Source organism: Actinoplanes sandaracinus, assembly GCF_030009775.1.
Classification (GTDB): Bacteria; Actinomycetota; Actinomycetes; order Mycobacteriales; family Micromonosporaceae; genus Actinoplanes; species Actinoplanes sandaracinus.
Map to the genome: position 1 here is coordinate 42,566 of NZ_JASCTH010000017.1, position 20,907 is coordinate 63,472.

Genomic DNA, 20,907 nt, shown 5'->3' on the forward strand with positions numbered 1-20,907 from the left:
GCTGTTCTCCTTCGCGATGGAGGTTGAGGAGTGATCAGGCGGCGGCACGGACCGGGCGTGCGGCGGTGTCCGGCCGGGCCTGCGGTGCCGGCTTCGGCCGGGCCTGCGGTGCCGGCTTCGGCCGGGCCGTCTTCGCCGGACGCGACGCGGCGGCGGCCTGCTTGAGGGCGCGGCGCACATCGCGGCGTTTCCAGACGATCGGCGTGCGCACGAGCACGACGCGCATCCCGCGGCGGATCAGCATGGCGTGGAAGGCGGGCAGGCCGGCCAGCATCGCCGGGGCGATCACCGGCACCGGCCGGGTACTGGTGGAGGTGACCTTCCCGGCGGCGTCGCGGGTTTCGGTGACCTCGTCGCGGTCGCCGGCCAGGTCGGCGAACGCCCGCAGATCGGCGGCGTCCTTACAGCCGCCGTACACCAGCACCGCGGCGGCGGAGTTGAGAATCATCGAGGCGCCGTCGGCACCCCATCGGGCGCGCAACTGGCCGAGTCCCTGGCATGCGGCGTGGATGACGATCGAGCGTTTCCGTAGCTCGGCCATCCACTTGTCCAGCGGGGTCGGGCAGACCAGCGCGACCTCGTCCAGGGCCAGGGTCAGACCGGGATCGAGCCGGCCACCGGGGCGGGCGGCGGCGGTGCGGCGGGCCTGGTGAGCGATCTCTGCTACCAGGGCGGCCACCAGGGGGCCGACGGTGCCGTCGTCGTCGCCGAGCAGGTACAGCGCCCCGCACCGGTCGGTCAGCTCGTCGACGGTGAAGCCCGCGGCGTCCGGATCCGGGTCGCCGACCTCCGCGGCTGATGGCAGCGTGAGCCAGGCCAAGGCCGGGGCCATCGCCAGCATGACCCCGTCCCGGGTGCGCGAGCTCATGTCGATCGACTGCGCAGCGGCCTGCCGCATCTCCGTCGCCCGGGGGGACGTCTTGAGCGCGGTCAGGATGGCCTCGCGGGCGGTGTCCGGGTCGGCCATCCAGGCTTGGACGTCGGCCATCCGGTACTCGCCGAGGGCGGCGGCGTGCAGCCATACCGCCAGCACCCGGCGGGCCTGTGCCGCCCAGCGGGCGCCCTCGGCGCCCTGCTGATCGAGCGGGCCGATCAGGTCGGCGGCCCGGCGGGCGGCGGTCGCCGGGTCGGCGCATCCGGACAGCGGTGACCAGCGCAGCGTTGAGGCCAGGCCACCGAGCCCGCCCGGGTTGAACATCTGCACCGGCCCGCGGCGCCGCCGTAGCGGTGCGGTCAGGTCGTACAGGTCGGTCGCGGTGCTGGTGATCACCACTCCGCCGGGTGCGTCGATCACCCGGTTGGCGAGTTCGGCGGTCTTGCCGGTGCCGGGGATGCCGATGCGCAGGGTGGATTCCTCACCGGAGGTCCACACCGTCTGCTGGCCGGCTTTGGCGAGCGGCACGGCGAAGGTCTTCAGCGGCACCCGCAGGCGGCGCCACCAGGAAAGCGATGCGAGGGAGGGGCGGATCACGGCGGCCTTGCGGCGCATCGCCCACGGCGAGGAGGTACGCCAGATGTCCAGCAGGGAGGCGGTGCCCGCGTTACGGCGGCCATGCCGGTCCCAACGGCCGATCAGCGCCGTGGAACCGGGCCGGCCGAGCCGCAGCCACACCGGCACCCCAGCCGCGGCGAGACCCAGCAGGCTCAGCGCGACACCGTGCAGCCGATGCCCGGGGTAGCCGGCCAGCATCCAGCCGGCGGCGGTGAGCAGCAGGCCGGCGCCGACGGCGCGGGCCAGGTTCTTGCCGGTGAGCTTCATCCGGCTCACCACTCGTCCGCGGCGGTCGCCCGGCGCTGACGGACCCGGCCCGACATGCTCGAACCGTGCAGGTCGACGCCGCTGCCGGTGACGTCACCGGACATGGTCGACGCCTTGACGCTCGCGGCCGGTGAGCCGGACACGTCGATGTCGCCGGACATCGATTTCAGCGACGACCGGGCGGTAACGCCCTCGGCGGTGATGTCACCGGACATCGTGCTGGCGGTCACGGTGACCACGTCGATCGCGGTTACGTCACCCGACTGCGTCTGAGCACGCAGAGATTTGACGTTCTTGGCGAGCACGTCGCCGGACATCGTCTTGACGTCCACCGCCGACCCGGGTTCGGTGATCGCCCGGACGGTGATGCCACTGGACATCTGACCGTTGGTGATGACGACGCCGTTGACCACGGTCACACCGCCGCTGAAATTGCCGTTGACCCTGACGTTGCCGTTGCCGAACTGGACATTGCGGATCGTGCCGCCGCCGGTGGCTTCCTTGACCGACAGGTAGACGTCGCCGCCGTGGTCGCGGAAGCTCGCGTTTTGGATCGCCGTGACGGCCGGGCCGTTCTCATCGGGGGTGGACAACTCGATCCAGGTGCCGGTCACCCGCGGGTCGGCGACGACCTGAACGTCGGCGGCCTGCGTGTCGATGTGCAGCGTGATCGGCCCGGTCTGCTGGGAGGTGTGTTCGACCGTGGTCATGAGGGGGTCCCTTCTCAGAACTCGTCGGCCGGATCGGCGTCACGAGCAGCCATCTGCCGCGCGGTCGCCCGGTCTAGCGCGGCGAGGGTGGACAAGGCATCGGGGTCGGTGCACGGCAGTCCGGTGTCCCAGTCGAACGGGCCGGTGTAGCCGGACTCGCGCAGGTCGAAAAACCGCTTATCGATGGGGGTTTCCGGGCTGCCGTCGAAGCGTCGGGACGTCGTCACCGATCGGGTCCTCTCCATGAGGTTCACGCGATGATCAGCGCGGCAACGGCCAGCCACGCGTGGTGGAATGACTGGTCAAGCGCGTACGCGCCGGTGCCGATCGAGGGGTTGTCGTCACGGCCGGGCCGCGGCGCCCCGAGGGCGTAGAACCGGCTGATACCGATCAGTTCGGCGAGCCGCTTGAGCGGGGTGCGCCGGTCGGCGATGTAGTGCGTGACCGCGCTGACCGTGAGCCCGGCGAACAGGCGCCACCCGTCGATCTCAAGCCCGAGAGCGAAGTGAACGGCGGTCGCGGCGGCGAACGCGGTGACCGTGTAGCTGAAGACGTGCGCGGCGCACGCCCGTCGGCCCGCCCAGCCGGGGCGGCCCTTGTGGGCGGCCTGGTGGTCGGTCTGAACCCAGTGGTCAGCGACCTGGTGCGCAACGAACAGAGCAACGAAAACGGCGGCGAAGACAGCCGGGTCGGTAGTCATCATCGTGCCCCGGTTACATCTCGTCGGCGTCGTCGCGCGTCGCACGGCGTTGCGCCGTGGCCCGCCGCTGGTCGGCGAGCCGCTGCGCCTCGGCCATCGTGGACAACCGGGCATCACGGTTGCGGGCGCGGACCAAGTCGCGCTGCTCGGTCAGTTGGCGATCGGACATACTGGTGACCTCCTGAAGGTCTGGTGACTGGAGGGGAGACCGGCGGCACGGCGTGTGACTTGGCGGTTGTGGGCCGTGCCGCCGGGCGGAGCTAGTTCTGACCGAGCAGGTAGGCGTCGATCTGCTGCGCAGCGTGCTGACGAGCACGGCGGCGGGACGATTTGGCGTCGCGGGCCTCGTCGTAGGCGCGCCGCCAGCGGCGGGCCAGATCGAGGCCGACTTCGGCGTCCGCGATCGAGTGATCCAGGCTGATCAGCCACGCTCGGCGGGTCTGGCCGAACAGGATGATCCAGCGCAGTAGCCGGTACCGCGACGTGCGCCGAGACAGGCGCTTCGACCGGGGTTCGTCGTCGACCATGTCCGGGGCGGCGTCGTCCTGGAGCTTGACCCACCACAGGATCAGGCCGACCACGGTGGCGGCGCCGAACACCAGGCCAGCGCGGCCACCGGCGTGCACGACGTTGGTGTAGACGGCGAACCCGCCGAGCACCGCGGCCAGCGCCAGCAGCTTGCCGATCGGCTTCGCGGGATGACCGTCGCGGCGGCGTTTGACTCGTCGGTTGGCCAGCAGCAGCAGCACGACCACGGCCGGCTCCAGGATGCCCGGAACCAGGAACCGCTCGCCGCCGGTGACCCCGGCCCACTCAGCGAACCGGACCTGCCCGTACGCGGCCAGGAACCCGGCGACACCGGCGACCACCCATGAGGCGACGTCCAGTGAGACGTCACGGCTCGATCGGCCGGAGAAAACCGCGCCGAGTACCGACCCGGCCGACCACGCCAGCACCGCGAGGACGGCCAGTGCCGCCACCGCAGCAGTGACCGCGGCGGGCCAACTTTCCAGGGCGAGAGATCCGAACCTGCTCGTGAGGATGCCGCCCGTGATCGCCGTCGCGGTCGATGTCAGCAGCGCCATCACCGCGGCGGGGCGGACCGGGCGCCGGGGGCGATTCGGCTCCTGCGTCGTGGCCGGCTGTTCGGGTGTGACCAGCGCGGGTGCTGAGTGCTCGATCGGGGCGGCAGGCGTTCGGGCGATGCCGACCCATGTCATCTCGTCGTGGGGGTTGATGGCCGGCAGCGGCGGCGCGGGGACCGCAGGCTCGGCGGCGGGAGACGTCTCGGCCGGCTCGGGCTCGGCCCCGGCCGGCTCGGCCGGGGCGGGGGCGAGCGCTGCGAGCAGCGCTTTCGCTTTCGGTCCGCCGACCTTGAACGTCGTCATCAGTTGGTTGCGGCTCGGCAAGGTGCCGAGCTGTTGGGCTAGGTCACGAGCATGCGGGATCAGCTCGGCGACCGTGCGCGGATAGGCACTCCGGGTCGTCGCGGCGGTCATGTCAGCTCACCCGCTCACGGATCGCGCGGAGGTCATCCTGCCGCCATGAGGGGATGTCGTCCCGGTGTTTGAGGGAGGCCACGAGGGAGTCGGCCATCGCGGTCAGCACCGTCGCGGCGCCGTCTTCACCGGCTTGGCGGGCGGCGCGTGCTCCGTCGTCGAGCATCAGGAGCAGGTGGGTGGGGTTCAGCATGGATCAACGCCTTCCATAGGCCCGCGCTCGCCGTGCGAGCGCGGAACACAGACAGAGGAGGAGAAATGCGGCAGCGTCAGGCCGCGCGGAGCGAGACGGGTGAACGGCGCAACCGGGTCGCCACGTAGCCGAGCGTTTCGCGGATCACCGCACGCTCCCGGTTACGCAGCCGCTGCCAGTCCAGCAGGCCGGACGTCCCGACCTCGATCGCGGCGCCGCATGCCTCCTCGGCTTCCAACCACGCCAGTTCGGCATCGATCAAGGGCTGCTCAACCTCGATCAACGCCAGCTCGGCGGCCGTCGGCTCAACGAACTCGAAGGGGTCCATGGTGACCTTTCCGGAAGATCAGGCGGCCCGCGGCAGCCGGCGGGTACTCACCCGGCGGCGCGGGGCGCGGCAGTCCTGGCAGTGGGTCTCGTCCGGCGCCAACGGCGCCAGATCGGTACAGCCCGCACACTCGCGCCAGCAGGCACTCTGACGTGCGGTAACGCGGACGAGCGAAGCGAGAGAAGCCATGACAGGGATCTCCTTGCACTCGATCGGAGAAATAGGGAACGTGGTGCGAAGAGCGCCCGGCGAGCCGGCCCACTACCGCGGGCCGGCTCACCTGGAACGCGTCAAAATCAGCCTTCGGGCAGGCCGTTCGAGTCGAGCTAGGTCTACTTGTCCGCCACCGCGCGCTCACGCCGTCGCCCACCGCCCGCAGTGCGTCGCGGGGTGTTCGCCGGTCGCCTCATCGCATGTCCACCGCCGATGCCGACGGATACGGGACAGCCAGTGCTTTTCTGGCCGCTGAGCGGGGCTTAGACCTGTCGCTTTACTGCTGGCACCGCCCGATAACGCCGGGTGGGGCACCTGACCGGTTCGCGGTACACAGTTCGGTCAACACTGCCTCTATGGAATTAAGCAATGAACAACGCCCGCATCGTGCGGCCCGTCTTGTACTGCCGTGGTACGTACCTCAGCATGACAAGAGTTCAGTGCGGCGTCAAGGCCAGCCATGGCCTGTCGGTCCCGGGATCTCGTCTGCGTCGGTGCTGCACCAAGCAAAGCCCCTCGTGGGGAGTGCTCGGCAGAGTGCTCAGTGGAGTGCTTATGTGCGCTGGGGGGTTCTCAAGGGGGTTCTCAGCGCATCCACCAGGCGCTTCACCTCTGCCACGGATATCGATACCCTTGATCGAGTGAGCACGGGGGCCGCTCCGGATGGAGGAGTCATGATGCGGGAGCCGAACCAGTGCCTTGCCCAGGTCATGCGGCGAGCTGACTGCACCAACAAAGGGCTCGCGCGCAGAGTCGCCGACGTTGCTGCCTCGCATGGCGCAGAGGTGGGGTACAGCCACGTCAACGTCAAACGGTGGCTGGACGGTGCCCAGCCGCGCGGAATGACCCCTGTCTTTATCGCGGAAGCGTTGGCGCGAAAACTCGGTCACCCCGTATCCCTTGCCGACATTGGAATGTCGGCTACTGACTCGGCGACGGCGATTTCGAGCAGCGGCTACCCGGCCGACCTACAGCACGGAGTTGATGCGATTTCCGCACTAGCTCGGGCTGATTTGACGGGATCTTTTGCTGTTACGACGAACATAGACACGAAAAGCTGGTCAGACGCGATGGTGCGTTGGTTGATCGCACCCGACGTCGCATCTGACCGTGAAATACTCGGATCAATTGACGTCTCAGTCGAAGGCGTCCAGCTCGCCACCGCCATGTTCTCTCAGCTGGATTACAAATTCGGTGGCGGGTATGCGCGCTCATCACTAACGCAGTACATTAGCTCGGAGGTTGCGCCACTTCTCTCCACCCAGCCAAATCGCCAGCCGCCCGAACTGCTTAGTGCTGCCGCAGCGTTGTTGCGACTAGCCGGTTGGACCGCCTACGACACGGGGCGGCACGGCCTCTGCCACAGCTACATGCTTCAAGCATTGCACCTAACCGAAGTGGCTGGCGACCGTGCGCTTGGCGGACGCATTCTGGCAGGAATGAGCCACCAGGCAAACTTTCTCGGTCAATACGACCATGCTGTAAACCTCGCGCGTGCCGCTCAACGCGGAGCCGCAGGGATCGCTACCCCAACAGCAATGGCGCTTTTCAAAGCGATGGAGGCTCGCGCCCTAGCCGCTCGCGGCGACCGGAAGGACTGCGAGGCTGCACTGTCACAGGCGGAACAGTGGCTCGAAAAACGCGTTCCGGCGAACGACCCGATTTGGCTCGGGTACTTCGATGAAGCTGAGCTGGCGGCTGAGTTTGCCCACTCGTACCGTGACCTCGGCATGTCGGAGAAGGCCATCACGTATGCGGACCGTGCCATCTCGTTGCATGGTCCGATGTATGTGCGTAGTGTCTCGTTTTGCAAAGCGGTAGCTGCGGCCGGGCATGTAGGCGCAGGGGAGGTTGACAAGGGAATTGTGCTGGCCGCTGAGGCTGTCGCGGTGATTTCAACGCTGAAATCTAGCCGATGCAATTCCTACATCCGAGACTTCGTCCAAAGGTTGACGCCACATCAGCAGCATAAGCCCGTTGCGGATTTCATCGCACGTACTGAGTTGCTGGTATCGGGCACCTGCTAGAACGGACGCCACCTGCGCGGAATGTCGCCAGTTGTCAGGTCGCTAATGCGCTGTGAAAATTCCTCTTCGATGCGCCGATCTGTCTCCACGAGCTGCATGAGCCACGTGGTCATGCCAAGCTCCCGGATTTGCCGCAGTACAGGGAACCCTGCCCAGCGGGACACGTCAAAGCCGTAGGCGGCCACGAAGCCTGCGTACTCGGCGTCGTCGATCCAGTCGAAACCGTAGCGATACGATGCCGAGAGGCTCAAATCCCACTCGCGAGGCCCAAAGCAGAACGCCTCAAAATCGAGTATCACAACCTCACCTGTCTCGGCATACAACAGGTTTCCATGGTGGGCGTCGCCGTGGACTGGCCCGAACGGGAACCGGAACTCAAGCGCGACAAAGTCAGCCCTCAAACGTTCATATAGGCTCGATAGGAAGCGAATTTCTCCATCATCGACTATTTGGGGAGCGGAGAGTAGGCGGCGCTCCACTTTGGCGAACGGGTCGAAAGGAGGAAGCCTCAACCAATCCGGAATTTTAAGGTCATGGAGCCGCCTAAGTAGCTGACCGAGATCTGCCGAGGTGGGCACCCCGGGAGTCGTTTTTATCTGCTTCCAGAACGACACCGGATGTTCATCGACCACCAGCGGAGAATCAGCGGTTCCGGCGACGTCGGCCGCACGCACGGCAGGGTATTCCTCCATTTCGAGCCATCGTGCTACGCGCATCTCTTTGCACACATCATCGATTGAGTGCATCGACCGAGCAATCCGAACGACGATCGATTCGCGCGGAAGTAGGTAGACGGCATTCTCTCCGAGCCGCATTAAGGACGCGTCTGCTGAGTCAAGGCCGACCTGTGCGCATATCGCTAGCAAAGTTTTTTGCGTGCTTGCTGGCGAGAACTCAGCTCTTCCGTCCTCTTGGGCCACGCTTAAGATCCCTCTCCCTGGGCAACAAACCATCCCTGTTTCGGAACGGAGTATATGAGGCCGGTGGCCTGTAGCTGGGTTAATGCTTGCCGAACTGTTGGTCTACTGACCCTAAATTCGGTAGCTAGCTTGTTCTCTCCCGGCAGTCTCCCCGCGGCATACTTACCTGTTTTGATTGCGCGCTCAAGCTGGATGGCTACACTTTCGTACGCGAGGTCACTTCCGCCATCCCCAGCGGCGTATCGCCGACCTGCTCGCTTTACAACCGTCCCGGCAGCTTCCAACCTGTCGAGCGCGATGCGAATTGTTGCCCTCGACATGCCGTATTTTCCGACTAGATCACTTTCGGCGGGAACTCTTCCGCCCGGAGGAATAGCGCCTGACTCTATTTCCCTCTGCAGGTCAGCGGCAACCTGCTCATATCGTGTTGCAGAAACGCCTTGTGAGGCGGCAAGGATCATTCTCGGCCTGCCCTGGCGACTTGCCGTCAGGCCATCGCGATCCAACTGCTGTAGAGCGCGCTGGACGGTCTTGGCAGCAACGCCGAACTCTTTGGCAAGCACCGACGTAGGCGGCAGCTCGCCGCTCGCCGAGTAGCTACCCTCGTGGATACGCCGACGGAGTTCGGCAGTCACCTGCCCGTACTTCCCGTTGTCAACTGTCTCTGTCAATGAGGGGCGTCCTCTCACGTGGCCGTGCGTTGCCTAAGACTAGTCGGCGGCATGCGAGCGTGCGATTCACCAGATTGCGGGCAGTCAGCGACGCAGGAAATGACTCCAGATCCTTGGCCAATGCTCGACCGCGCGGTCAGACCCACGGTGTGGCCGGCGGCGGGTCCAACTTCGACTCGACGAAGCGGCCCGGCGATACCTCGACCAGCCGGCCGCCTGACTCTTCGGCAAGGGCGTGCAGTAGCCAGTTTCCCCCGCTCGACGCGGCGAATCTGGCCCGTTCCTCGTCTCGCCACGCCTTGGCCGCGGCCACGCGCTTGTCGTAGATCTCGTTCGGGTCCTGGTCCATGTCTGCCCCTCCCGCGCGCTGAAGGCGAGGTGCCGGGCTGCGGTTCGGGGGGTCCGACGACCCGGCTCCTCCACAGAGCGACTATACGACCATAAAGAGCAGGTCATAATGGGTTCTGCCTATTAGCTACCAGCAAGGACGGATGCTCTTAGCGTCTGGTCTTGTGAAGCGCGAAGACATCCGGCTGATGGGTACAGCGGAGATCGCAGATCGGCTCGGAGTCACGCCAGCCCGGGTCAACCAGATCACCGACAGCGTGAAGCTCGGCTTCCCGCGCCCGCTCGCCCGGCTGCGCATGGGTCAGGTGTGGCTCGCTGCGGACGTCGAAATGTGGATCCGTGAGCACCGGCCCGCGCTGGCCGAGGATGCCGAGACGGACTAGGCATAGGCGGTAGCGAAAGTCCGCCCCTGTGATCAGGTGGCTGATGTTGGGGTCGGGGGTGGGGGCGAAAGTGGGGTCCGCAAGCTTCCGTCAGGCTCGCTCAGGCTCCGTAAGAGTGGGCGACCAACTAGCCTTGACCTGGCAAAACAGGGCGGTGTCGGGGATCCATCGCTGAGTTGACCTTGGTTGTGGTCCCGGGGGTCGCGGGTTCAAGTCCCGTCGATCACCCCAACGAAATGCAGGTCAAGCGCCTGATCGCGTAAGCGGTCAGGCGCTTTGCTATTCAAGTGTCCGCATGCGGGAGGGGCCGCTCCCCGGCGGCGTCCATCGAAGGGCTCCCCGCGGGGGCATGGCAGCAACGTCAAGGAGGGCAGTCAGATGGCCACTGCCCCGCGGATGTGGGGTTACCCACAGCGGCTGACCACTTTTCGGTTGTCCTTCCGGGGGTCGTATGCTTGCGCGGCTCGACCCGGCGTGAGCGGTATTCATGAACGGAGGCATCGTGGCTGAGCCGAACGATGCCAGCGCTCGCAGGGGGCGACTGGCGGCGCTGGATGGCCTGCGGCTCGCCGCGGCCCTGATGGTGGTGCTTTACCACTACACCGGGCAGATAAGCACGGCCTGGAGTCAAGATACCGGACGCCTGTTCCCTCAGGTCCACAACTACACCTCCTACGGCTGGACCGGCGTCTACCTGTTCTTCGTCATCAGTGGCTTCGTGATCTGCATGAGCGGGTGGAACCGGCCATTGCGGGCGTTCTTCATCTCACGGGTGGTGCGGCTCTATCCCGCCTACTGGTTCGCGATCATCGCGGTCACCGTCGTCACCACGTTCTACCCGGTCATCCAGAAGCCGGCCGAGCCCGAGCAAGTGCTCATCAACTTGACAATGCTGCAGGATCCGCACCGCGTCGGAAATATCGACGCGGTGTACTGGACCCTTTGGGCTGAATTGCGGTTCTACCTTCTTTTCGCCCTGGTGGTGTGGCGCGGGCTGACCTACCGCCGGGTCGTCGCCTTCTGCGTACTCTGGACAGTGGCTTCGCTGTTCGCCGGCTATAGCGAGGAGCCGATGTTCCGTAGCCTCGTGCAGCCGGAATCGTCCAGCTTCTTCATCGGCGGCGTGGCGATCTATCTGATGCACCGCTTCGGGCAGGACATTCTTCTCTGGTCCATCATCGGCATCTGCTTCCTGCGCGGGCAGCTGTACTTGACGAGTTCCTTGCCTGAGATGCAGAAAAACACGCATGCCGGCGGCAGTTGGCACGGGGTCACGATCCTGCTCGCTGTGTTCTATCTGCTCGTCATCGGCGTCGCCCTCGGCTATTTCTCCTGGGCCAAGTGGAGGTGGCTCACCGCTGCCGGCGCTCTGACCTACCCCCTGTACCTCCTGCACGAGGTGATCGGGTGGACGGTGATCAAGAAGCTCAACGCCGTCGTCTCCGCCTGGCCGCTGACGCTCGGACTGATCGCGTGCATGCTGGTTCTCTCGTACCTGGTCAACCGCTTCGTGGAAGAACCTCTGGCCAAGCCGATGAAGCGGGCCCTCTCGAAGGCTCTGGACCGCCTCGCGGCCGATCGCAGCGGCTCGGACACGCGTCCGGCTCTCAACTCACCGGACGACGACACGCGACGAGTCGAGAGCCCTCGCCACGGTGACGCGTGGAACCCGTGGAACGGCGACGTCAGCGGTCGCGGCGCCCAGGCCGATGACACTCGCACCAACGGTGTCGACTCTTCCCATGTGCCCACCCAGGAGATCAAGTTCGTGCATCGTCCGCGTTGACATGCGTTGAGCCCTTTTGTTCCCTGACCGTGCGACTCATGCGCGGAACCTTCTTGTGAGCTCGCTCCCATGATGCGAAATCCGTGAAGATGTTTCGTGGGAGCGCCCAACCTTTTGGCGCCACCGGACCACAGGGGTGTGGATCAATCGCCGTCCCCCTGGAGTCTTCCCCCATGCTCGCCAAGCGCATCGTCGTACCGCCCTCGGTGCTGACTCTCGGCAGTGCGGCCGCCATCGTCGGCGTCATGAACGCCGACGCCGTGGCGGCCGATCAGGTCGGCTTCGCGCTGCCCCGGTCTGGCGGCGGCGTCGGGTCGTTGTACTGGCCGGAGGCCCCGGCGTAGCGCTCCCCGTCCCGGTACGGCCACGAATTGGCCGTGCATCGATGCAGGCCCAGGGACTGCTGCTGCATCACCGGCGCGGGCTGCCCTTTACCCGGGCACAGCTCGTGTCCGTGTCCCAGTCGATGCCCCACCTCATGATTGACCACGTACTGGCGGTATACCGACAGGCTGGCTCCGTAGTCCGGGACACCCTTCACCCACCGCGCCACGTTGATGACCACCGCGTCGCCGTTGCGGCACGACGTATAGCCGTCTCGTGCCACGCCGCAGAGGACGTCACGCGTTTCCGGTGTGGCTAGGTAAATCGTGAAGTCGTAGGGCTGGCCCGGTCCGACCCGCCGCATTCGCCACCGGCCGCCGGCCGTCCAGCCCCGTGGGTCGTTGAGAGTCTCCGAAACCGTGTCGGCGAACTCGTTCACCTCCAGGCCGGTGATGCCCTTCTCGACCAATACCCGATAGCGCCGGAGGGTGCCACGTTCACCAGCGGTCACCGGATGGCCGACCGCGGTGCGCCACGTGCCCTCACCCTCGGCCGGATAGCTGATGGGCACCGGCTCGCGGGGCGGCCCGGCCTGGGAGACAGCGGGGGCCGGGCTGGTGGCGGGGACGGATACGCTCCCGCTCCCGCCGCCCTGACCAGGCTCCGCAACCGGTACATCGCGGGGGGCCATGGCCCACACCGCGGTACTGGCGCCCAGGACAACGGCGAGGGCAGCGGTAATGGTGGCCCCGCGCCTCGACCGTCGGCGGTGCCGACCGGACTGCTGGGAAGAGTTCGGCAACTGACCTCCTGACGCACGGTTTCATCAGGCAGACGTCGCGGACCCCCTCCGGGGTAGCGCAGTGTGATCAACGGTACGGGCGCTGGGTGCGCCGCCGATGGGACGGAACGGGGAGCTAGGGTGCGGCGGGCTCTTTTCGTGGGTTCGCTCCCATGATGCGAGATACCGGAAAATTTCTCGTGGGAGCGCGCAACCTTTTGGCGCCACCGGACCACAGGGGTGTGGATCAATCGCCGTCCCCCTGGAGTTCTCCCCCATGCTCGCCAAGCGCATCGTCGTACCGCTCTCGGTGCTGACTCTCGGCAGTGCGGCCGCCATCGTCGGCGTCATGAACGCCGGCGCCGCGACGGCCCCGGCCTCCCCATCCACCTCGAAGGTGCCGACGGCCACCGCCTCGCCGGTCACCGCTTCGCCGGCCGCCTCGAAGACGGCCACCGCGATGCCGACGGCGACCAGGACCACGACGCCGAAGCCGACGGCCACCCCGACGGCCGCGGCCGGCCAGGACGCCGAGAACTGCACCGATCTCGCGGCCCTGGCGCGCGGCAAGTACTGGGTGAACAACAACCTCTGGGGCAAGGCCGACGGCACCGGCTCGCAGTGCGTCTGGGAGAACGGCCTCGGCGGCGACAGCCTGAGCTGGGGCACCGAGTGGACCTGGGCCGGTGACAACACCAAGGTCAAGTCGTACGCGAGCGCGGTGTTCGGCTGGCACTGGGGCTGGAAGGCCGCCGGCACCGGTCTCCCGGTCCAGCTGAGCGCGGGCAAGGCGGTCGACACCCGCTGGAACTTCAAGGTCACCCAGACCACGAGCAACGTCATGAACGTGGCGTACGACCTGTGGCTGCACGACATGGCCGGCCCGGACCGGCAGAACAACCCGACCGACGAGGTCATGGTGTGGCTGTACCGGTCCGGTGGGGCGGGCCCGGTCGGCACCAAGCAGGCGACCGTGACGATCGCGGGCGCCACCTGGGACCTCTACAAGGGCAACATCGGCTGGGAGGTCTACTCGTTCGTGCGTACCTCCAACACCTCCGCCGCCGACCTCGACCTGACCGACTTCACGAACGATCTGGTGGCACGGGGATGGCTCGCCAAGACCAAGTACCTGTCCAGCGTCCAGGCCGGCACCGAGATCTTCACCGGCTCGGGCCGGCTGGACACCACGGCGTACTCCGTGAAGATCGGCTGATCCCGGCTGCCCCGGGCACGGCCCCCACGGCCCGGGGCGGCATGCAGTCCCCGTATCCCCTGACGGTCAGGAACGGTCCCTTGTCCGACCTTGGCGCCGAACACGCCTTCCGGCTCTTCTTCGACAACCATCACGCCGACCTGTCCCGGCTCGCCTACCTGGTGACCGGTGACTCGCAGGCCGCCGACGACCTGGCGTCCGACGCGTTCGTGGAGGTGTGGCGGCACTGGGAGCGTGTCCAGGCCGCGGACAGTCCGGTCGCGTACGCTCGCGGCATCGTGACCAACCTGGCCCGTCAATGGATCAAGAAACAGACCCGGGAACGGGCCGGCCTGCTGCGGCTCGGACTGTTACGCCGCGACCGTAGTGAGAGCGACACCCCCGCGGTCCTCGACGTCCGCGCGGCGCTCCAGCGGCTTCCGCAGCGGCGGCGTGAGTGCGTCGTCCTCCGGTACGCGTTCGACGTGCCGGAGAAGGAGGTCGCCTCGATCCTCGGCATCTCGGTGGGCGCCGTGAAGAGTCACACCTCACGGGGAGCGGCCCAGTTGAGCGAGCATCTGCGGGGGATGCCGCTGATGATGGGAGGCCACCATGGCTGAGCACCTCCACCCCGATCTGGGTGCGGTGCTGCGCCAGGAGGCCGAGCAGCACGTGCCCGACCGGGACGCCATGCTGACCCGGATCGTCCAGAGCCGGAGCCGGCCGGCCCGCAGCCGGTGGGCTCTGTCGCTGCGGCCGGTGGCGGCAGCGGCGTCGGTGGTCGCGACCCTGGTCGCCGGTTTCACGGGCATCCGGCTGATCGGCGACCAGCCGGAACAGGACCGGACGCCGGCGGCCACCGAGGGCTCGCCGTCGCCGGCACCCGCACCCTCGTCCTCGCCGAGCGCCGGGAACTTCCCATCGGCAGCGAGCAAGACGCCCCGAAACGACAAGACCCGGGAGCCGGAGCCGCCCGCCGCCGTCACCACCGGGGCGTCGCCGAACTGGCAGCCGGTCAACGGGTTCCTCCGCTCCAGCGCTGTCGTCGACTCGCACTCGATCGGCACGTGGGCGCAGGGCAATCTGACCCTCACCAGCACCGAGACGATCACCGCGCTGGAGGTGGTGGTCAATGTGGTGAAGACCGAGGGCGTCAAGGACGCCGGCAAATGGACCACGGTCTCACCGGCGATGATGGAGGCGACGGTGACCGAGGAGAAGGACCGGCTGGTCTACCGCTTCAGGTTGAAGGACGGCACGCTGGCCGCGGGGAGCTACATCTTCGCCGTGCAGTACCTGCACGCGGAGGGCGACCGCGCTGCTGGCGCCGACACCTACGGCGCGCTCGCGACGGCCGGCGGTAAGCAGGTCCCGGTCACCGGGGTGTTCCCGCCGAAGTGACAGAGCCGGGTGCGGTGACATGAACGGTGCGGTGACATGAACGGGGCCCGGTCGGAATCGACCGGGCCCCGTTGCGAACGCCAGGGGAAGAGACGTCAGTTCTTCAGGTAGCTGCCCTTCTTGTACTCTTCCCAGCTCATGTTCCAGTTGGTCCAGCCGTCGCCGTTCTTCAGCTTCTCCTCGGTGCCGGAGACCGTGACCACGTCGCCCATCAGGGTCCGGTCGAAGAGCCACTTGCCCAGCGCCTCGGAGATGTTGACGCACCCGTGCGAGACGTTGCTGCGGCCCTGCACACCCTCGGACCACGGCGCGGCGTGGATGAACTGGCCACTGTAGGTGACCCGCTGCGCCCAGTCGATCGGGGTCTTGTAGCCGTTGACCGGGTCCTCGTCGGTGGTGTCGAAGATGGTGTGCGCCGCCTTCTCCATCACGACCATGGTGCCGCTGGCGGACGGTGTGCTCTTCTTGCCCAGGCTCACCTTGATCGTCTTGATGACCTTGCCGTCTTCCTCGACCGTCATCGTCTTGGTCTTGTTGGAGACGTTCATGACCATCTTCCGGCCGATCTTCAGGTCGACGGTCAGGTCGGAGCGCCCGTACGCGTTGTCACCGAGCTTCACGCCCTTGAGCTGCGCCTTGTAGAAGACCTTGGTGCCGGCCTGCCAGTACTCCTTGGGCCGGTACTGGACCTCGGTGGGGCTGATCCAGCGCCAGGTGCCCTCCTGCGCGGGGGTGGCGGTGACCGGCATCCGGCGCTCGACCTCGCCCCGGTACTTCTCCGGGATGGCCTTGCCGAACTTCATGATCAGCGGCATGCCGACGCCGACGGTCTGCCCGTCGGCGAGGAAGCTGGTCACCCGCACCAGGTCCGACGGCTCCTTCATCGTCGTGAAGGAGCTGGTGGTGGTGTTGTTCTTGCCTTCCGCGGCCGGGGTCTTGACGGTCACGGTGTATTTCGTGTTCCAGGCCAGCGCCTCGGCCGGGCGCCAGGCGTTGCCGTCCTTGTCGAGGGTGCCCTCGACCGTCTTGCCCTTGGCGTCGGTGACGGTGACCTCGGTGTTCTGCGGGTCCTCGCTGTTGTACTTCACCTCGGACCGAAGCTCGACACTCGTCGCGTCCGTCGCGGGAGACGTCACCGCGACGGTGCTCAGCTTCGGCCCGGCCGAGGGTGCCTGCGACGCGCCGGCGCCGCTGCCGTTGCCGCCACCCTGCCAGGACGGCTTGTCGTCATCGCCGCCGCCGCTGCACGCGGCGGTCAGCAACAGAGTGCCCGCCAGCATCGCGGTCACGGCCAGGCGCAGACGCCCGCCACCGCGACGACCGGCCGGCGCGGAGCGCCTCACCGACCGAATTCCATCCATGTCCATGGTCCCCTCACGGCGTCGTACTCCCCGGCGCCCAATAGTGCTCCAGATTCGGCGTCGCACCAATCCCGGTTTCGTGCCGTGACCGGCATTACGCCCGATGTACCCCGCCGGGGAGGCGGTGTCACGCGGCCGGTCAGCCGAGACCCGGGGGCACCGGCAGCGCGCTGCCCTCGGCGAACTTCGCCCAGCTCACGTCCCACGGCGTCCAGCCGTTGCCGTAGTCCAGCTTGTCCCCGGTGCCCTTCACGGTGACCGGGTCGCCGATCAGGGTTTTCTCGAAGAGCCACTGGGCGTGCGACGGAGACACGTTGACACACCCGTGTGACACATTCGTGCGTCCCTGCGCGCCGGTGGACCAGGGGGCCGAGTGGATGTACTGACCGCTCCATGTCAGTCGCTGCGCGTACTGAATGTTGGTGCGGTAACCGTCGGCGCCGTCGGTGTCGGTGGTGTCGAAGACGGTGGCCGCCTTCTTCTCCATCACGACCATGTGACCGCTGGACGACGGGGTGCTCTTCTTGCCCAGGCTCACCGGAACGGTCCGGACCGTCTGGCCGTCCTGGAGCACGGTCATGTTCTTCGAGGCGTTGTCGACCTTCATCTCGAGCTTCCGGCCGATCTTGACGGTCGCGGAGCGGTCCTGGTCGCCGTAGCGGCCGGCGCCGGTGGGCAGCCCACCGACCGCGATCCGCACCTTCATCGTCGTGCCGGTCTGCCAGTACTGCGGCGCCCGGTAGTAGGCCTGCGTCCCGTTCGACGTCCACGACCAGGTGCCCGGCTGCGCCGGCGAGGTCTCGACGAACATCCGCTTCTGGACCTCGGCGCGGTCGGCTTTCTGGACGCCGGGGTTGAACTCGACGACCACCGGCATGGCCACGCCGTAGGTGTTGCCGTCGAACAGGTAGAGACCGGTGCCGGTCTCCTTCGCGGGCGCGCCCATGGTGGTGAACGACGTCGTCGCGGTGGTGGTCTTGCCGTCCTTGCCGGTGGCGACGACCGTGGCGGCGTACGCCTGCTTGGTCTTGAGGGGTTTATCCGGCACCCACGCCGAACCGTCCGCGCGCAGCGTGCCGGTGACCGCCTTGCCCTTGGCGTCGGTGAGGGTGACCGAGGACACCTCGCCACCGGTCACCTGCAGCCCGATCTCGGCGCTGATCGGCACGTCCTTCTTGTCGGCGGCGGGCGTGATGGCCAGGGTCACCGGCCCACCCGTGGTGGTGCCCTCGGTCACCGGAGCGGCCGACGCTCCGGTGGAGGGGTTGCCGACGGCCGCGGCGGGGTCGGAGAAGGCCGGTTTGGGATCGTCGCCACACGCGGCGAGGGGGGCGATCAGGCCAAGCGCCAGGATCGCCGCCAGTGAGCGGCGGAGGTGAACCATCGTCAGGCCCCGTTCTTGAGTTCTCAGCGCTGACATACTGACGCATGGACGCAAGCCGGGGGTCCCTCTTGCGGGGGTAAGTGGCCGATTTCAAGGATCTTCCCGGCACGTGCTAACGTTTTCCTCGTTGCACGGCGAGCGTCGCTAGCTCAACTGGCAGAGCAGCGGACTCTTAATCCGCGGGTTGTAGGTTCAAGTCCTACGCGACGCACTCTCCTCGCTTCACCGGGCGGTCACGATTAGTCGTGACCGCCTTTTCGTGTCCTCGCTCGGCCCTCGGGGGACAGCTTCCGGGGCAGCCCTTCCGAGACGGCCCTTCGGGGACGTCCTGCCCCCGAGCCGCAGGGCCGCTGACCGGGTGTGTTAATGTTCTGCCCGTCGAAAGGCGCTGCTAGCTCAACTGGCAGAGCAGCGGACTCTTAATCCGCGGGTTGTAGGTTCAAGTCCTACGCGGCGCACGACCGACCGAGGCCCCACCTGAAACCAGGTGGGGCCTCGGTGTTTTCCGCCCGGGGTCGCCCGAGCGTGCCGCGTCGGAAACCTGTCGGCATGTAAGCCCTCCGGGCGTCCGGAATCGGCCACCGCGGGACGTATCGTCGGCGGCATGACCCGCGTCATGCTGATCTCGGGAAGCACCCGGGAAGGCGCCCTGCACACCGCGGCCCTGCGCACGGCCGCCCGGTTCGCGCCACCGGAGATCACCGCGACCCTGTACGGCGACCTGCGCACCCTGCCCGCCTTCGTCCCCGGCGAGCGGCCGCCCGGCCCGGTCGTGGAGCTGCGGTCACAGGTCGTCGACGCCGACGCCGTGCTGTTCTGCACCCCGGAGTACGCCGGATCTCTGCCCGGCAGCCTGAAGAACCTGCTCGACTGGCTGGCCGACGGCGGTGACCTGCACGGCAAACCGGCCGCCTGGCTGTCCGTGGTCGGCCCGGGCGGTGACGACGGCGCCCGGGCGGCCCTGGAATCGGTGCTGACCCACGGCGGCGCCCGTCTGCTGCGCCCCGCCTGCATCCGGATCCCCCTGGAGATGGCCGCCGTCGACGAGGCGGGCGTCGTCACCGACGGCCGCCTGCACGTGGCCCTGCAGGACATGCTCCAGGCGCTGGTCCGGGCGCTGGCCGATGCCCGGCCCCGGCCGCAGCCGTCCTGGCAGGTGCACTCCAGCGTCTATCCGGTGGTGCAGCGCCAGAGTTCGCCCGGATTTCGCGGCGGCCCGCCGTTCGGCACACCGCAGATCTGGCCGCCCCGGTAAGGGCTAGACAGCGGCGCGGGCCGCCGTCCAGCAGGCGTCCGGGCCGGCGCAGGTGACCAGCGCTCGCAGGGCGGTTCGCAGTTCGGCGAGCCGCTGCCGGCTCAGGGTGCCGGCCACGTTCCGCACCATGTGCGGGTCGGCCTTGCGGTCGAAGTACTCCACGGAGCCGTCGACGTACTCGATGTAGGTGAACGTGGCGGTGCGCAGCGCGTCGTACGACGGCGGGATGTTGACGCTGTCCCGCTGGTAGTCCGGGTCCTTCGGGTCGGTGGCCGGATCGTGGTGCTCGATCAGTGCCGCGCTCCGCCACTCGGCCGGCGCCGGACCGGCCAGCAGCGGCCGGATGCTGCGCCCGTCGGTCTCGGCCGGCGCCGGGGCGCCGGCCAGGTCGGCGAAGGTGGGCCGCAGGTCGATGTTCGCCACCAGCTGGGCGACGGTGCGCCCGGCCGCGACCCCTTGACCGGCGACGACCAGCGGCACGTTGACATCGGTGTCGAACGCGGTCTGCTTGCCGGAGGGCAGCGAGTACTCGCCCATGTGGTAACCGTTGTCCGAGCTGAAGATCACCACCGTTCGGTCGGCGACACCGGCCTTGTCCAGAGTGGTCCGCAGCGAGCCGATCATGCGGTCGACCGACTGCACCGACTGCACCCGCAGGCGGAACTCCCGGTCCAGGTTCCGCTTCTGCTGGGTGGTGAGTTTCGGCTTGGTGGAGAGCCACGCCGAGTTCTCCGGAACCCTGTCCCAGGCGGGCGAGCGTGGTGCCGTTCGCCCGCGGAACAGGTCGGCGTCGCGCGGCGCCGGGGTGTACGGATGGTGCGGCGCATAGGTGGAGACCTCCATCATGAACGGTCTCCCGGTCGCCGCCGTGGCGCTGATGAAGTGCGACGCCTTGGCCGAGAGCACGTCGGTCAGGTAGTCCCGCGGCCGGTGGCCGTACTGGACGACCCGGCCGTTCTCGTTCAGCGGATAGTCGAAGTTGCGGTAGGCGTTGCCGCCCGCGAACCACTGGTCCCAGCCCGGTGGCACGTACGACCTCCCGGTGCCCATGGTCAGCCCGGGGTGGTACTCGTTCAGGTACTTGCCGAGGAAGGCCGTGCGGTACCCGGCGGCCCGCAGATCGGTCGCGAAGGTCGACTTCTCCTGTCCGCGGCGGTGGAATAGCCGGAACCCGCCGTCCGACCCGTGGTTCTTGACGATCCCGGTGTTGTGCGGGAACTGGCCCTTGAACAGTGAGGCGCGCGACGGGCAGCAGAGCGAGTCGGTCACCGTGTAGTTGGTGAATGTCGTGCCGTCCCGCTGGAGCTTCCGCACGTTCGGCATGTACGCCACGAGGTTCATCGACAGGTCGTCCGCCAGCACGAACACGATGTTCGGCCGGCTCGCGGCCTCCCGCGGGGCGGCAGCGGGGGCCGGAGGCGCGTGCGATCCGCCCGGCGACGGCTTCGCCGGCGCGGCCGAACCGGAGGGGCCGGAGTCCGCGCCGTACGCGGTGGTGACGAGCAGCGCCGCGACGGCGGCGGTGTAGCCGAGGGTGCGGAAGGACATGGCGGCGCGGCGGCTCCCTCGGGAAGTGATTCCCTCGCCAGCGTAAACGGCAGAGGTGTCCGCCGGATCGGAGAGACGTTTTTCCTCCCCGCAGATGATCATTAAGAATGTTCGAACGAGC

The 20,907-nt window shown here is 67.5% G+C and carries 22 protein-coding genes and 2 tRNA genes; 9 read left to right on the forward strand and 15 right to left on the reverse strand.

Annotated features, from left to right (window positions below):
- Positions 1-34 precede the first annotated feature (34 nt).
- From QLQ12_RS25045 to QLQ12_RS25080, 8 genes are all read right to left on the reverse strand, one after another.
- Positions 35-1,759, reverse strand: a complete 1,725-nt coding sequence (locus QLQ12_RS25045) for a type IV secretory system conjugative DNA transfer family protein (RefSeq protein WP_282762890.1) — start codon at positions 1,757-1,759, stop codon at positions 35-37.
- Between the two features lie 5 nt (positions 1,760-1,764).
- Positions 1,765-2,469, reverse strand: coding sequence for a DUF4097 family beta strand repeat-containing protein (locus QLQ12_RS25050; RefSeq protein ID WP_282762891.1), 705 nt, complete (start codon positions 2,467-2,469; stop codon positions 1,765-1,767).
- A gap of 14 nt (positions 2,470-2,483) precedes the next feature.
- Entirely contained in the window at positions 2,484-2,696 is a 213-nt protein-coding gene (locus tag QLQ12_RS25055) for a hypothetical protein (RefSeq protein ID WP_282762892.1), read from the reverse strand.
- A gap of 23 nt (positions 2,697-2,719) precedes the next feature.
- Positions 2,720-3,169 carry a DUF3307 domain-containing protein gene (locus QLQ12_RS25060; RefSeq protein ID WP_282763065.1) on the reverse strand — a complete coding sequence of 150 codons (450 nt, stop codon included), beginning with the start codon at positions 3,167-3,169 and terminating at the stop codon, positions 2,720-2,722.
- A 13-nt stretch (positions 3,170-3,182) separates the two neighbouring features.
- Positions 3,183-3,338, reverse strand: coding sequence for a hypothetical protein (locus QLQ12_RS25065; protein ID WP_282762893.1), 156 nt, complete (start codon positions 3,336-3,338; stop codon positions 3,183-3,185).
- Positions 3,339-3,429: 91 nt separating this feature from the next.
- Entirely contained in the window at positions 3,430-4,668 is a 1,239-nt protein-coding gene (locus tag QLQ12_RS25070) for a DUF2637 domain-containing protein (RefSeq protein WP_282762894.1), read from the reverse strand.
- A gap of 1 nt (position 4,669) precedes the next feature.
- Positions 4,670-4,861 carry a hypothetical protein gene (locus QLQ12_RS25075; RefSeq protein ID WP_282762895.1) on the reverse strand — a complete coding sequence of 64 codons (192 nt, stop codon included), beginning with the start codon at positions 4,859-4,861 and terminating at the stop codon, positions 4,670-4,672.
- Between the two features lie 76 nt (positions 4,862-4,937).
- On the reverse strand, positions 4,938-5,189 hold the full coding sequence (locus QLQ12_RS25080) for a DUF6284 family protein (RefSeq protein WP_282762896.1): 252 nt from the start codon (positions 5,187-5,189) through the stop codon (positions 4,938-4,940).
- 887 nt (positions 5,190-6,076) lie between these two features.
- On the opposite strand from QLQ12_RS25080, the gene QLQ12_RS25085 reads away from it, so the two are divergent.
- Positions 6,077-7,429: a hypothetical protein gene (locus tag QLQ12_RS25085; RefSeq protein ID WP_282762897.1), complete on the forward strand. Its 1,353-nt coding sequence runs from the start codon at positions 6,077-6,079 to the stop codon at positions 7,427-7,429.
- On the opposite strand, the gene QLQ12_RS25090 is transcribed toward QLQ12_RS25085, so the two are convergent.
- The 3 genes from QLQ12_RS25090 to QLQ12_RS25100 form a co-directional block, all read right to left on the reverse strand.
- Positions 7,426-8,349, reverse strand: a complete 924-nt coding sequence (locus QLQ12_RS25090; RefSeq protein ID WP_282762898.1) for a phosphotransferase enzyme family protein — start codon at positions 8,347-8,349, stop codon at positions 7,426-7,428. The two genes, QLQ12_RS25085 and QLQ12_RS25090, sit on opposite strands and share 4 nt — an antisense overlap.
- Before the next feature lie 2 nt (positions 8,350-8,351).
- Positions 8,352-9,020, reverse strand: coding sequence for a GntR family transcriptional regulator (locus QLQ12_RS25095; protein WP_282762899.1), 669 nt, complete (start codon positions 9,018-9,020; stop codon positions 8,352-8,354).
- Between the two features lie 136 nt (positions 9,021-9,156).
- Positions 9,157-9,369: a hypothetical protein gene (locus tag QLQ12_RS25100; RefSeq protein WP_282762900.1), complete on the reverse strand. Its 213-nt coding sequence runs from the start codon at positions 9,367-9,369 to the stop codon at positions 9,157-9,159.
- A 163-nt stretch (positions 9,370-9,532) separates the two neighbouring features.
- On the opposite strand from QLQ12_RS25100, the gene QLQ12_RS25105 reads away from it, so the two are divergent.
- Positions 9,533-9,751, forward strand: coding sequence for a DNA-binding protein (locus QLQ12_RS25105; protein WP_328518305.1), 219 nt, complete (start codon positions 9,533-9,535; stop codon positions 9,749-9,751).
- A 502-nt stretch (positions 9,752-10,253) separates the two neighbouring features.
- Positions 10,254-11,537 (forward strand): acyltransferase family protein, encoded by a 1,284-nt coding sequence (locus QLQ12_RS25110; RefSeq protein WP_282762902.1) that lies wholly within the window; start codon positions 10,254-10,256, stop codon positions 11,535-11,537.
- 271 nt (positions 11,538-11,808) lie between these two features.
- Here the strand turns inward: QLQ12_RS25110 and QLQ12_RS25115 are convergent, their stop codons facing one another.
- Positions 11,809-12,552, reverse strand: coding sequence for a DUF3152 domain-containing protein (locus QLQ12_RS25115; RefSeq protein ID WP_282762903.1), 744 nt, complete (start codon positions 12,550-12,552; stop codon positions 11,809-11,811).
- 367 nt (positions 12,553-12,919) lie between these two features.
- On the opposite strand from QLQ12_RS25115, the gene QLQ12_RS25120 reads away from it, so the two are divergent.
- Genes QLQ12_RS25120 through QLQ12_RS25130 form a run of 3 tightly spaced genes read left to right on the forward strand, consistent with a single transcriptional unit; the run spans position 12,920 to position 15,238 of the window.
- Positions 12,920-13,858: a GH12 family glycosyl hydrolase domain-containing protein gene (locus tag QLQ12_RS25120; protein WP_282762904.1), complete on the forward strand. Its 939-nt coding sequence runs from the start codon at positions 12,920-12,922 to the stop codon at positions 13,856-13,858.
- Between the two features lie 41 nt (positions 13,859-13,899).
- Positions 13,900-14,457 (forward strand): SigE family RNA polymerase sigma factor, encoded by a 558-nt coding sequence (locus QLQ12_RS25125; protein WP_282762905.1) that lies wholly within the window; start codon positions 13,900-13,902, stop codon positions 14,455-14,457.
- Positions 14,450-15,238: a hypothetical protein gene (locus tag QLQ12_RS25130; RefSeq protein WP_282762906.1), complete on the forward strand. Its 789-nt coding sequence runs from the start codon at positions 14,450-14,452 to the stop codon at positions 15,236-15,238. Before QLQ12_RS25125 ends, QLQ12_RS25130 begins: the two co-directional genes overlap by 8 nt.
- A 95-nt stretch (positions 15,239-15,333) precedes the next feature.
- Here QLQ12_RS25130 and QLQ12_RS25135 read toward each other — a convergent pair whose 3' ends face one another.
- Together QLQ12_RS25135 and QLQ12_RS25140 are read right to left on the reverse strand one after the other, a co-directional pair.
- Positions 15,334-16,518 (reverse strand): L,D-transpeptidase, encoded by a 1,185-nt coding sequence (locus tag QLQ12_RS25135; protein WP_407651570.1) that lies wholly within the window; start codon positions 16,516-16,518, stop codon positions 15,334-15,336.
- Positions 16,519-16,738: 220 nt separating this feature from the next.
- The gene (locus QLQ12_RS25140; protein ID WP_282762908.1) at positions 16,739-17,983 is read right to left on the reverse strand and encodes a L,D-transpeptidase; all 1,245 of its coding nucleotides are present in this window, start codon (positions 17,981-17,983) and stop codon (positions 16,739-16,741) included.
- 138 nt (positions 17,984-18,121) lie between these two features.
- On the opposite strand from QLQ12_RS25140, the gene QLQ12_RS25145 reads away from it, so the two are divergent.
- The 3 genes from QLQ12_RS25145 (at position 18,122) to QLQ12_RS25155 (ending at position 19,238) form a co-directional block, all read left to right on the forward strand.
- Positions 18,122-18,194, forward strand: a tRNA-Lys gene (locus tag QLQ12_RS25145).
- A 174-nt stretch (positions 18,195-18,368) separates the two neighbouring features.
- A tRNA-Lys gene (locus QLQ12_RS25150) sits at positions 18,369-18,441 on the forward strand.
- Between the two features lie 146 nt (positions 18,442-18,587).
- Positions 18,588-19,238: an NADPH-dependent FMN reductase gene (locus tag QLQ12_RS25155; protein WP_282762909.1), complete on the forward strand. Its 651-nt coding sequence runs from the start codon at positions 18,588-18,590 to the stop codon at positions 19,236-19,238.
- Between the two features lie 3 nt (positions 19,239-19,241).
- Here QLQ12_RS25155 and QLQ12_RS25160 read toward each other — a convergent pair whose 3' ends face one another.
- The gene (locus tag QLQ12_RS25160) at positions 19,242-20,786 is read right to left on the reverse strand and encodes a sulfatase family protein (RefSeq protein ID WP_282762910.1); all 1,545 of its coding nucleotides are present in this window, start codon (positions 20,784-20,786) and stop codon (positions 19,242-19,244) included.
- Between the last annotated feature and the right edge of the window lie 121 nt (positions 20,787-20,907).